General features: G+C 39.4%; 13 protein-coding genes. 6 read left to right on the top strand and 7 right to left on the bottom strand.

The window, feature by feature from the left end:
- Positions 1–167: 167 nt before the first annotated feature.
- Positions 168–737 (bottom strand): peptidylprolyl isomerase, encoded by a 570-nt coding sequence (locus FTU02_RS14145; RefSeq protein WP_180024952.1) that lies wholly within the window; start codon positions 735–737, stop codon positions 168–170.
- A 101-nt stretch (positions 738–838) separates the two neighbouring features.
- Here FTU02_RS14145 and FTU02_RS14150 point away from each other — a divergent pair, with 101 nt between their 5' ends.
- Positions 839–1510 (top strand): acetoacetate decarboxylase family protein, encoded by a 672-nt coding sequence (locus FTU02_RS14150; protein WP_180157704.1) that lies wholly within the window; start codon positions 839–841, stop codon positions 1508–1510.
- Positions 1511–1573: 63 nt separating this feature from the next.
- On the opposite strand, the gene FTU02_RS14155 is transcribed toward FTU02_RS14150, so the two are convergent.
- A complete protein-coding gene (locus tag FTU02_RS14155; protein WP_078194436.1) occupies positions 1574–2644 on the bottom strand; it encodes an alpha/beta hydrolase in 1071 nt (356 codons plus the stop codon).
- A 201-nt stretch (positions 2645–2845) separates the two neighbouring features.
- Between FTU02_RS14155 and FTU02_RS14160 the strand changes: the two genes are divergently transcribed.
- Positions 2846–3415: a hypothetical protein gene (locus FTU02_RS14160; protein WP_078194437.1), complete on the top strand. Its 570-nt coding sequence runs from the start codon at positions 2846–2848 to the stop codon at positions 3413–3415.
- A 182-nt stretch (positions 3416–3597) separates the two neighbouring features.
- Here FTU02_RS14160 and FTU02_RS14165 read toward each other — a convergent pair whose 3' ends face one another.
- Positions 3598–3825 (bottom strand): hypothetical protein, encoded by a 228-nt coding sequence (locus tag FTU02_RS14165; protein WP_257226945.1) that lies wholly within the window; start codon positions 3823–3825, stop codon positions 3598–3600.
- Between the two features lie 938 nt (positions 3826–4763).
- On the opposite strand from FTU02_RS14165, the gene grpE reads away from it, so the two are divergent.
- The 4 genes from grpE (at position 4764) to FTU02_RS14185 (ending at position 8987) form a co-directional block, all read left to right on the top strand.
- Entirely contained in the window at positions 4764–5303 is a 540-nt protein-coding gene (gene grpE, locus FTU02_RS14170; RefSeq protein WP_111885723.1) for a nucleotide exchange factor GrpE, read from the top strand.
- A gap of 120 nt (positions 5304–5423) precedes the next feature.
- Complete coding sequence (gene dnaK / locus FTU02_RS14175) at positions 5424–7364, top strand: molecular chaperone DnaK (RefSeq protein ID WP_078194438.1); 1941 nt, start codon at positions 5424–5426, stop codon at positions 7362–7364.
- A 214-nt stretch (positions 7365–7578) separates the two neighbouring features.
- Positions 7579–8490 (top strand): matrixin family metalloprotease, encoded by a 912-nt coding sequence (locus tag FTU02_RS14180; protein ID WP_180079197.1) that lies wholly within the window; start codon positions 7579–7581, stop codon positions 8488–8490.
- Positions 8491–8609: 119 nt separating this feature from the next.
- On the top strand, positions 8610–8987 hold the full coding sequence (locus FTU02_RS14185) for a hypothetical protein (RefSeq protein WP_171263823.1): 378 nt from the start codon (positions 8610–8612) through the stop codon (positions 8985–8987).
- A gap of 68 nt (positions 8988–9055) precedes the next feature.
- Here the strand turns inward: FTU02_RS14185 and erpA are convergent, their stop codons facing one another.
- From erpA to FTU02_RS14205, 4 genes are all read right to left on the bottom strand, one after another.
- Positions 9056–9391, bottom strand: a complete 336-nt coding sequence (erpA, locus tag FTU02_RS14190) for an iron-sulfur cluster insertion protein ErpA (protein ID WP_078194440.1) — start codon at positions 9389–9391, stop codon at positions 9056–9058.
- Positions 9392–9525: 134 nt separating this feature from the next.
- Complete coding sequence (locus tag FTU02_RS14195; protein ID WP_180157706.1) at positions 9526–10533, bottom strand: putative solute-binding protein; 1008 nt, start codon at positions 10531–10533, stop codon at positions 9526–9528.
- 203 nt (positions 10534–10736) lie between these two features.
- Positions 10737–11747, bottom strand: a complete 1011-nt coding sequence (locus tag FTU02_RS14200; protein WP_180157708.1) for a putative solute-binding protein — start codon at positions 11745–11747, stop codon at positions 10737–10739.
- A gap of 257 nt (positions 11748–12004) precedes the next feature.
- On the bottom strand, positions 12005–13009 hold the full coding sequence (locus FTU02_RS14205) for a putative solute-binding protein (protein ID WP_180116540.1): 1005 nt from the start codon (positions 13007–13009) through the stop codon (positions 12005–12007).
- Positions 13010–13012: the final 3 nt, after the last annotated feature.

The following is a 13012-nucleotide window of genomic DNA, read 5'->3' on the forward strand; positions in this document are numbered from 1 at the left end:
TGCTCATTATAGGGCAATTTCTTACACGTGCAAGTGCTTTTCACTCACAAAGAACACGAGTGTTTTATTTTTATGCACCATTATGGTTCAAAAAATACACTTTACCCACATAAATACATGATATTTATTACAAATATCATGTAAAATATTTTTCCTATTTTGTGCGCTTAGTTTTTTTCAGGTGCTGCTTTAATCACCACACTCTGTATAACTACTGGGTTTACAGGGACATTCTGGTGCATTCCATAGTTCGCAGTTGGAACTTTTACGATTTTATCGACGATATCCATACCTTTAGTGACCTTACCAAAAACAGCATATCCCGCATTCATTGCACTTTTATTGAGGAAGTCATTGTCTGCAACATTAATAAAGAACTGACTACTTGCTGAATCAGGATGATTCATCCGTGCCATTGCCAATGTGCCACGCTTATTGCTCAAGCCATTACTTGATTCATTCTTAATCGCCGCTTTTGTTGGCTTCTCCTGCATCTTGACATCCATGCCCCCACCCTGAACCATAAATCCAGGAATCACGCGATGAAAGATTGTACCGTTATAAAATTTTTCTTTTGCATAGCTTTCAAAGTTTTTAGCTGAGATAGGTGCTTTGTCATTGAATAGCTCAATTTCAATATTGCCTTGAGAGGTTTTCATTTCGACAATAGTATTGGCAGCAAAACTGCTTAAGCTCACACAGCCAAGTGCTGCGGTAAATAAAATCTGTTTTAACATTTGCTAACTCTTCTGGTTGATCTCGTACTTGTTATTGACTGTATATTAGTCTCTGATGATTAAAAAGTAATTATTCTGCCATTATTAAAACGAGAACAATGATGACGCAAATAATACCGTCGGACACTCCATTGACACATTTACCGCCTTGGCAACTGCGTGGCGATGCTTTTATTTTGAATTATTGGATCTCTCCGAGTTTTATCCAACGAGCGCAGATGTTCCGTTTAGCGACATCAGCTTTGGGTCGTGTGGTTCAGGTGTTATTGGTCCGATACCATGATTCGCCTGTGGGTCCTTATGACGAATTGCTGATTTTAGATCACCCTTTATGGAGTAAGAAAAGGTTAAGTTCGATACCTAAGATTTATGTTTCGACAGATATCTCTGTCATTCATGGCCAAAAACTCTGGGGTATTCCTAAAGAGTTGGCAAAGTTTGAATGGCAACAACATGACAATGAAGTGGTCTGTACTATAGAAGTTGAAAAACACAAAATGCAGATCCGTTTAAATAAATCACGTTCACAGCGTTCTTTCTATATTAATAGTCATCATATCCCTGCAGCGATGTTGCAAATCAGACAAGCGTGGGAAGGTAAGCGCTATCAATTTTCACCGAAGTTTCGCGGACGGCTATCTAAACTGAAACAGGTAGAATGGCACAACACACAGGACATTTTTCCAAATTTTTCTGAAGCACGATTATTGCAAAGCTTTTATGTCCCAGAATTTAGCCTCGTTTTTCCTGCTGCAAAAATCCAAGATAAATAACCCAATAAATAAAAACCCAGTGTTTCACGTGAAACACTGGGTTTACTTTATATAAAGGAATGATTAACTACGTTTATCCCAAAATTTACGGAACTTCGTACTGATCTCAATCACGTATTTTTTAGCTCGGTGCGAAACCGGGGTTAAGTTAATAAAGCCATGGGTTTGATCGGTATATTCTTGATAAAACACTTTTACCCCTTGCTGACGGAGTTTATGCGAATAAATTTCACCTTCGTCATGTAAAACGTCATGCCCTGCCGTCACGATATACGCGGGTGCGATACCTGCCAACTTTCCATAGGTCGGTGAAATTAATGGATCATCCAAGGCCACTGCATGCTGTTCCGCATATAAAGCAGTTACGACATCAATATCTTTTTCAGTGAGAACCAGTCCATCTTTATACGCATAGAAAGATGGATGGCGACTTTTGAAATCCACCACAGGATAAATTAATAGCTGAGCTTGCGGGGCAAAAACTTTCTGAGCACTGCGCTGCGCAACTGCGGTAGCAATATTGCCGCCTGCACTATCCCCTGCTACCGCAATTCGATTTTTTAGAATTTTAAACTGACGACTATTTTGATAAGTCCAAGCCAAGGCATCTTCACAACTTTGCATTAATTGAGCTGGGCTGGCCTCTGGCGTGAGTGGATAATCAATACTTAAAACTTGTGCTTTGGCATGCACGGCCAATAAACGACAAACTTCATCATGCGTGTCTAGACCACCCACCACAAAACCACCACCATGATAAAACACGATCATCGGTAATTTTTTATTTGGAGCAGGATGATAATGACGCGCAAACAGCGTAGCACTTTGTAAAGGTAGACGTATATCTTGCACTTGTTTCACAAAGGTCGGCTTGGTCTTGATCGACTCCATCTGTAAATCAAATAATTTACGAGACTTCACATAGTCTTCAGTCACAAAGCCTGACTTACCTTGCTTGAGTTGAGCCGCCATCATGCATTTCACCAGCGGATCTAATTCTGGAAAAATAAACGGATAATCGAGACGTTTTGCGAGGCTTTCTTTGGCAAAGTTAGGAAGACGATCAAGTAACCGAGCAGCCGTACCTTGGCCTTTATCTTTCATATTTTTAAGTGATTCATTCAATGCAAACATGCTCTATCCTTCGAATTATGCTCTTCATACTTTCTACATGATCTAGGTCAAATGTGACCATATTCACATATAAGTCTCAACATCGACATACATAGTACAAACCTAGTTAAGCTAATCTTCTTTTATAGAGTTGTCATTGACAATTTACCCAAGTTTTATGGGTTGATTATGCTAACCCATTCTCGATAAAGGATACTCACCATGGCTAAAAAGATCATCCTTCTGTCTTTTGCGACTGCTTTTTTGGCTGTAGGCTGCGTAGCATTCCCTGAAGATGGTTACTACGATGGACGTTATGATCAACGTTATGACCGCCGTTATGATCATAATGATCGACGCTATGATAATCGTTATGATCGCCGTTACGACAGTCGTTATGAACAAGACCGCCGTACATGGGAACGTCAGCAACAACAACGTAATCGTTTAGAGCTCGAACGTAGAAAGCAGCAACTTGACCAGCGTAACTGGGAACAGAATCGTAAAAATCAACAAGAGTGGGATCGTCGTAAAAACGAACTCGAACGTCAACGTCTAGAACAACAGCGTAAATACTCTGAAGCTGAACGTCGTAAACGTGCTGAACAAGATCGTCAAAAAGTCAGCAAAGAGCGTCAGCGCTTAGAAGAACAGCGCCGTAAAGCCAGTCAAGATCGTAGAAAACAAATTGAGCAAGAGCGCAAAAAAAATATTCAAGATTTAAGAAAGGCATCAGATCAACAACGTAAAGCGGCTGAAGAACGTCGTCGCGCGTGGGAAAATCGCCGTTAATTGTTGTTTTTGCAGATCGGTTAAAAGTAAAAAGCTCATCTACATGATGGGCTTTTTTTTCGTTCACTAAAAATAGAAAAGGTAAAAAAAAGCAATAGAAAAGAAAATAGACAGAAGAGGCATCCTATCTTCTGTCTATTCTTGACTGCCTGTTGTTACAGGTCAGAGAGCATTAAACAATCTTATTGCTGAACTGCAGGTTGTGGTGCAGGCGCAGATTGAACTTCAGCACCTTGAGCTGATGGATCTGCTTGAACCACAGCACCCGATTGCTCTGTCGTTACAGATGCTTCAGTTGCAGACGTTACTTGTGCGGTTTCTGGAGATTCTACAGTTTCTTGAGAAGTACAACCTACCGCAGCTAAACCAAAACCTAAAACTGCGACAGCGAATAAACCAATTTTTTTCATCTTCATTATTTCCTTCATTGAATCATTAAAAGCAAAGCTCAACTTTGCCCGAGTCATAATGGAAAATAATTCTGTGAATTTCCTACCTTCTGAGTTGTACTTTGTACGAGGCACGGTACAGCTTATGAAATGTTTTATTAATCAGGCAGTTTTCATTCATTTTGAGGCTTTACATCATTTATTTAACTCAAGTGCTTTGTTTTTTATTAATAAAATAAATATAAATGGTTTTAAATAAAGCGTGATCTCAGCTTTTGAATACAACAAAGTCCAACAAAACTTGCAGCTCAGTTACTTAAGTGGCTGTTTTTATAAATTTCATGCAAAAAAAAAGCCTGCTTATGAGAGAAGCAGGCCATGAAAAACACATTTGAAATAAATTAAGAAACTACAGCGATAGAATCTGAAACAAAGAATACTGTGCTGATCATTTTTTGTGAAATATTTAATAAAACTGATACTAAGAGTTTTTATGTATAAATATTAACCACTATTTTTTGAGGCAAAAAAAATGCTGATTCTTGGGAAATCAGCATGGAAAAGTGTTTCTAAAATCTAGAGGTAGTCACCATATCCCTCTCTCCAGTGGATATGGTCACTTCCGATAGATAAATTATGCAAATTTTCAGGCACAAAGAGAAACCGTTAAAATTTATGATGAAAATCTATAAATCCGATCAAAATATGATTATACATTCAAATCAATAATTTATATTTTCATAGAATTTAATTTTGCAGTCGATATTTGGCTGAAAAACCATTTATTTGAATAAAAAATTGCATTTAATCGCTGACTTCGCTTGAATTTTTATACCCTGCCCCGATTTCTTTTATTAATCATGAATTCAAAACGCATGGCAGTTACGCATCGATGTCGTTTGAACGCACAGCTATAAGGACTGAACATGTTTAAGAACCCATTTAAACGGAGTAAATCAATGGCGACTGAGCAAAACCAAGACGCTCAAGATCTTCAACAAGAGCAAGCAGAACAGCAAACTCAAGCTGAAAACGAGCAAGCTGAAGTTTCAGTTGAAGATTTACAAGCACAAATCACCAATTTAGAAGAAAGCTTAAAACTTGAAAAAGCACGTACTGCAAATGCCGTATATGAAGCGCAAAAAAGTGTAGAGCGCATTCAACGCGAATCTGAAAAGCATAAAGATACTGTGCTGGAAAAATTTGCAAAACAATTACTTGAGTCAGTTGATAACCTTGAACGCGCGATTGCTGCGGCAGGTGATGAAAAATCAGGTTTATCTGAAGGTGTAGAACTTACACTGAAATCATTGCTCAGCACTTTAGAAAAATTTGGTGTGGTTGCTGTGGATACTGCAAATGGTTTCAATGCAGATCTTCATCAGGCTGTGGGCATCGATCCAAATGCCAAATCGAATGAAATCGGAACAGTATTGCAAAAAGGCTATAGTTTAAACGGTCGCCTATTACGCCCTGCTATGGTTATGGTTGGTGCATAAAGACAAATTTTCTGAGACGAATTAAAAATTTTAACCAATATTACTTGAAAATTTTTGATTGGCTCTCATATCGGATAACAAGCGAAAACATCGTAAAAGAATTTTAGAGGAAACATCCAAATGGCGAAAATCATTGGTATTGACTTAGGTACTACAAACTCTTGCGTAGCAGTACTTGAAGGCGACAAAGTAAAAGTAATCGACAACGCTGAAGGCGCTCGTACAACCCCATCTATTATTGCGTATAAAGATGGCGAGATCCTTGTCGGTCAATCTGCTAAGCGTCAAGCAGTGACTAACCCTAAAAACACATTATTTGCAATCAAACGTTTGATCGGTCGTAAGTACCAAGACCAAGCTGTGCAAAAAGATATCGGCCTTGTACCTTACAAAATCATCAAAGCTGACAATGGCGATGCTTGGGTTGATGTAAACGATAAGAAACTTGCACCACAACAAATCTCTGCTGAAATCTTGAAAAAGATGAAAAAAACAGCTGAAGACTACCTTGGTGAAACAGTAACTGAAGCGGTAATTACTGTTCCTGCGTACTTTAACGATGCTCAACGTCAAGCGACTAAAGATGCAGGTAAAATTGCTGGTTTAGATGTTAAACGTATCATCAACGAACCAACAGCTGCTGCACTTGCGTTCGGTATGGACAAAAAAGAAGGCGACCGTAAAGTTGCGGTTTACGACTTAGGTGGTGGTACTTTCGACGTATCAATCATTGAAATCGCTGACCTTGATGGCGACCAACAAATCGAAGTGTTGTCTACAAACGGTGATACATTCCTTGGTGGTGAAGACTTCGATAATGCATTAATTGAATACTTGGTTGAAGAGTTCAAGAAAGAACAAAGCGTAAACTTGAAACAAGATCCGCTTGCACTTCAACGTTTAAAAGAAGCTGCTGAAAAAGCAAAAATCGAGCTTTCTTCTTCGAATGCAACAGAAATCAACCTTCCATACATCACAGCAGATGCGACTGGTCCTAAACACTTAGTGATCAACGTGACTCGCTCTAAACTTGAAGGTTTAGTTGCTGAATTGGTTGCTCGTACAATTGAACCATGTAAGATTGCACTTAAAGATGCAGGTCTTTCAACCTCTGACATCTCTGACGTAATCTTGGTGGGTGGTCAGTCTCGTATGCCACTTGTACAACAAAAAGTACAAGAGTTCTTCGGCCGTGAGCCACGTAAAGACGTGAACCCAGATGAAGCTGTAGCGATGGGTGCTGCGATTCAAGGTGCAGTACTTTCAGGTGATAAAACTGACGTACTTCTTCTTGACGTAACTCCGCTTACACTTGGTATTGAAACAATGGGTGGCGTGTTAACAGCGATCATTGAGAAAAACACGACGATTCCTGCGAAGAAATCTCAAGTGTTCTCAACTGCTGCAGACAACCAACCAGCTGTAGACATTTCAGTTTACCAAGGTGAACGTAAAATGGCTCAACAAAACAAATTGTTGGGTAACTTCCAATTGGGCGATATTCCACCTGCTCCACGTGGTGTACCACAAATTGAAGTATCATTTGACATCAACGCTGATGGTATCTTGAAAGTATCTGCAAAAGATAAGAGCACAGGTAAAGAGCAATCAATTCAAATTAAAGCTAACTCTGGTTTGAGCGATGCTGAAATTGAAGCGATGATCAAAGATGCTGAAGCGAATGCTGAAGAAGATCGTAAATTTGAAGAATTAGCGAAAGCACGTAACGAAGCTGATGCACTTGTTTCTTCTGCTCAAAAAGCAGTAAAAGATCTTGGCGAACAAGTAACTGCTGATGAGAAATCTGCAATCGATGCTGCTGTAGCTGAGCTCGAAGCAGCGACTAAAGAAAACGATGTAGATGCAATCAAAGCGAAAACTGAAGCACTTCAAAACATCATTATGCCGATCACTCAACGTGCTTATGAAGCTGCACAAGGTCAAGGCGGTGCTGAAGGTTTTGATCCTAACGCTTTCCAAGGCGCTGAAGGTCAAGCTCAAAAAGCAGATGACGGCGTTGTAGATGCTGAGTTCACTGAAGTGAAAGATGACAAAAAATAATTTGTCGCTTTAACTGAGTCTTTCAAAGCTCAAAAAGACCGCGCGAAAGCGCGGTTTTTTTTGGGATGATTTTATCTGCATCAGGCAATATTCAAATAACACGCAAACGTTCAAACAGCCACATTCTTTTCGACTCACTATCAATCTAAACTTAGATTTGCATAGCGCTAAATTTCAGTTAAATTAATGTAATATAATCAATTTTTGCGACTCTATGCGTTTGATTTTAATTATTGTTGTCATCGTTTTGAGTACTTGGTGGATCTATCAAACCAAGCAGCATCCTCAACTGAAATTTAATTCAATTTCAGATCGACTTTTACACCCTCTCGATACCCGACTGCGTTATCGGGTTGCTGATGTCGATCCGCGTTTTGGATTAAGCCAGCAACAAGTCATTCAACTTAGCCAAGAAGCCGCAGAGATATGGCATAAAGGGACACTCAAACCGTTATTTATCTATGACCCAAATGCACAACTGGCGATCCATCTAATTTATGATGATCGCCAAGAACAATACAATGCCTATAAGCAAGTCCAAAAGACCTTAGCCGCAGATAAAGCCCGTAATGATTTATATGCCGAGAACTTAGCAAATTCGAGAAAAGGTCTGGAGATGAATGAGCAACAGCTCCGATCAAAACAAGCCATGATTCGTGCGGAAATCGCACAGCTGTCGCAAGAACGTATGAATTGGAGCCGAATAGAGCATGCACAAGGCCCCAATATGCAACGCGTTGAAAGAGAACTTGAGCAAGTTAAAGCACAAGCGATGCAATTAGACCAAGAAATAGATCGATTTAATCAGCAAAATGATCAATTTAACCAACAAGTCTTAAGCTATAACCAGCAAATCGATCAATATAATGCAGGCGTGATACAAGCCAGTCAGCGCTTTCCTGCTCGAGAGTTTCATAAAGGTGTCTTTATGGGCGATCAGATTCAGATTTATCAATTTGATGCCGAAGATGATTTACGCCTTACCCTTGCCCACGAACTCGGACATGCTCTCGGCTTATCTCACCATAATGACCCTGCTGCATTAATGTACCCAATTTTAGGCGCGCAACAATTAGAAAACTTTAAACTGATGCCAGCAGACCAAGGCTTACTATATTATCGTTAGAACACCCTGAGCAAAAAAACCATACAATCTATAAGGATATTATAGGATTCACCAACAATAATTAGCATTTCATGTTATTGTTGATTTGCAATAATTCCCTTATATCAATGACATCTTACGTGGAGAGCAATGTGAGTTACTACCATATCTTAATTGAAGTGAATGACCACATCAGCACGATTGAACAAACCCGTGATATTGAGATTTTTGATATTACAGACATTCAACCTTATCTCCATGCGGTACTTTTACCCTTTTTTAATGAGCAATTAATTGAGCTCGAAGACGAAAATCTTGAGTTTAAAGATGTCTTGCATTTACAGGTCAAACAAACCCTATTGCCGATCCGTGACCTCATCGAAGAAGAACAACGCCTGCTTCCGAGTGATACCGATGTCACCATTACGGCATATGAAATTTTTAATAATTATCAATTGACTCAAGACGTGACTACCGTAATTTTAGATCTATTAGAAGCACTAAAATTTGAAGCCTAATATCGATTTTAAACATTAAAAAAGCCCTCTAAATGAGGGCTTTTTTATGGCTCAATTCATCATCGCGATTAGATCGAGAATGAAGATCCACATCCACACGTGGTTGTCGCATTCGGGTTTTGAACCACAAATCGAGAACCTTCAAGACCTTCAATATAGTCGACTGTTGAACCAACTAAATATTGATAGCTCAGTGAATCAACCAACATCTTCACATCACCATTGATAAATTCAGCATCATCTTCGTTTTGGCTTTCAGCAAAATTAAACCCATATGAGAAACCTGAACAACCACCACCAGTCACATATACACGTAACATAAGGTCTTGATTACCTTCACTCTCACGCAATTGGCGTACTTTATTGGCAGCATTGTCAGTCAGCACAAGTGCTTGAGCATTCATGATGGATTCCTCTGAGTCATTGGGGTGTCTTTAAAAAGAAAAGACCATATTTCAAGTATAACATACTCAATATATGGTCAGTCTTCACAGTTTAAAGTTAAATCAGAGTATTTTTCTCAAGATTCATTTAAAACTTATTTATAGTTTTCTTCCTGTAATGCGCATTCGAAGTTTTTCGGATCTTGTTTACAGCGGAATTGCCATAATAGTTTCATCATTCGCTTGTCGTAGATACCACGTTTAGTCAAATCAATACGCGCTTCACGCATCATTTTTTGATAACCAGCTTTGTCTGCAGTTGGAACATCCATCCAATATTTGGCTGGAATTTCCGATTTCATTTTTCCTAAAATGGTGAATGCGCGAGGTAATTGTGTTTTGACCCAATCACGTGATTTTTGTCCATAACCTGCAGGGAATTTATCTGGGCGAATAATGATATTTCCCGTCACTTGTAAAATTGGATAATTGACGATTGCGCCTTTGCTGCCTAAACCTTTATGTAATTCCAATGGTTTGAACACCGCAGCAGGTGCCCCAATTATATCTACCTGACCATTGTTAAATTTGGCGCCAAAATTGGTTACATCAGCACTGACTGCTTGAGCTCCGACCTGCTGCACCATAATTTTCTGTGCTTCATCATAGTCAAGCACCGCAATTTTTTTACCTGCTGCTTTAGCGACAGTATTAATACTTCGGTCATTCACTAACAGATAGGCATCACCAACAGGTATCACACCTGCCACTTCATATTTACTATTAACCATGCTCTTCGCAAATGTTGGACTTGCAAGACCTTGCATAACTTTTACGGCCAATTTCAAATCTGGAATCGCACCAATGGCATCTAAAGAACCAGTAAAATTATTGAATTGGCGACCACGCATACCAGTAACACTGATCCCATCACATTTACCGGCTTTAAAATCTTCTGCAATCACTGCTTCATTTTGACCGACGCGGAGCTCAATGTCTGCGCCCCAGTTTTTTGCCGCCAATTGATAATCTTTCATCAGGGTAAAAACATCACCATTTTTACCGACCAAATCAAATACGCATACCACTTGCTTCGCTTGAGCTACGCCATTTACCGCTATTAATGCAGCAGCAACGCCCAATGCCCTTGTCCATTGTTTCATACTGACTTTCCTTGTTTTTTACTGTTTTTGTTTTTTAACCATTTTTTGAATTTTGGGTCATGCTGAGTTCGATTCAATTGACTCACAGCCCTCGATTTGAATTTAGATTACCTGAATATTTTGCTCACTCAATGGCGAGAATGACCTGTAAATTTGCAAAAAAAAGCCTGGATAAATCCAGACTTTTTTCTTTAAATATCAGCTTATTCGCCGCCCAGTGAACATTCAAAATTGGCTTTATCAACAGAACAACGTGCCTTTTTCAAAACAGACATCATGCCTGCATCGTAAATGCCACGCTTCGTCATATCCATACGACCTTCACGCAGTAATTTTTGATATTTGGTTTTATCTTCTGCACTTAGGTTAAGTTTATATTTCGCAGGAATACCCGCTTCTAGACGGTTAATCATCGCGATACTCTTCGGTAAGTGTTTCACAAACCAATCACGTGATTTTTGACCAAAGCCAGCTGGGAACTGATCAGGACGAATAATAAAGTCCGCAGTCACTTGTAGAACTGGGAAGTTAAACATCGCACCATTGGTACCTAAACCTTTATAGATCTCTAATGGTTTGTAGGCATATGCAGGCGCACCCACCATATCGACCTGACCATTATTAAACTTCGCCACAAAGTTAGATACATCTGAAATCACAGCTTGAGCGCCGACACGTTGCACCATGATTTTTTGTGCTTCGTCATAGCCTAATACTGCAAACTTTTTACCTGCTGCTTTTTCAATTGAGTCAATTTTCTTGTCTTTGACAAAGATGAATGCTGAACCCAGTGGGGCAATACCCGCCACTTCGTATTTTTTACCACCTAGATTGCTGACCATTTTTACAGCATTACGTTGGTCTAATGCAAAGGTAATCGCACGTTGCGCAATCGCATTGCTCGGTGCGCCACCCAGCGCATCAATAGAGCCTGCAAATTTATTGTACTGACGCGCACGCATCGCCGTCATAAATACGCCGTCACATTTACCTGCTTTAAAGTCATTGTCGGCTACTGCTTCATCTTGACGCGGAATTAAGTTAATTTCAGCACCCCAGCCTTTTGCTGCAAGCGCCCATTCCTGAGCCATTTGATATGACTCGCCTGACTTACCCAGTAAGTCAAATACACAGATATCTACTTTTGCTGCCTGAGCTGAACCAGCAAAGCCAATTGCAGCAAATGTAGCCAATGATAGGAGCGTTTTTTTCATTCTATTTTCCTTTCAAATCTTTTTATGGTTCAGAGGTGTCCTTACACAAGCCCGATATTAAGCAAGTTAAATTAAAAAAAATAGAGCATTTACTCCATTTATTTATGTCATTTTGGCATATTCTGTTTTTCTGTGATGCATATCACTTTTTATTCAAAGTTAAATTATAAATATAATCATCATCTTATATTTGCAAAAATGGCTTTTTACATTTACAGCGATTGCATCAAAATTTACAAAGAAATACAGAAAAAAGCTTATTCACCCGCCACTGAACACTCAAAATTGGTGCGCTCAATCGTACAACGGGCTTTTTTCAGTACCGTCATCATAGTGGAGTCATAGATCCCTTGTTTGGTTAAATCCATCCGTCCTTCACGCAATATTTTCTGATACTTCAACTGATCATCTTTGCTGAGATTCATCTTATATTTGGCAGGAATTTCAGCTTCCATACGTTTCACCATGGCAAAACTTTTTGGTAATTGCTTAACAAACCATTGCCGAGAAGGCTCTGCAAAACCTTCTGGGAATTTATTATTACGAATAATCAAGTCTGCCGTGACATTCACCACAGGAAAATTCACCATCGCCCCAGTAGTACCTAAGCCTTTTGAAATTTCGAGTGGTTTAAAGGCATAAGCCGGTGCAGCCACAATTTCAACTTCAGCCTGATTAAACTTGCGAATAAAATTAGAAATTTCTGACATCACTGGCACAGCGCCAACACGGTCTACCATCACTTTTTGCGCATAGTCATAATGTAAAATGGCAAATTTTTTACCTTCAGCTTTTTCTAAATTATTGATATTGCGATCACGGACAAAAATGTAGGCTGAACCAATTTGCCCGATCCCTGCCACTTCATAACTATCTTTGCCTAGATTGCTAATCAGTCGTTTACTGTTCCGTTTATCTAAGACATAGGTAATGGCTTTTTGTGCGATAGTATTATTCGGTACACCGCCAATGGCATCAATCGAACCAGCAAATTTGTTATACGCACGTGCCCGCATCGAGGTCATATAAAATGCGTCACATTTCCATTCTTTAAAATCTTTATCGACTTTGGATTCATCTTGATATGAAATCAGTTGAACTTGTGCTCCCCATGCCTTACTGGCCAGAGACCACTCTTCCATCAGCTTATAAGATTCCCCCGCTTTTCCAAGTAAATCGAACACACAAACCTTCTGATTGGCATAGCTTTGTGCAGACATCACACCTGAAAGAAGCGATAAAATTAAAATTCCTTTTCTCATTTT

The sequence above is a fragment of the Acinetobacter sp. YH12045 genome, assembly GCF_013419925.1.
In the GTDB taxonomy this organism is placed as follows: Bacteria; Pseudomonadota; Gammaproteobacteria; order Pseudomonadales; family Moraxellaceae; genus Acinetobacter; species Acinetobacter amyesii.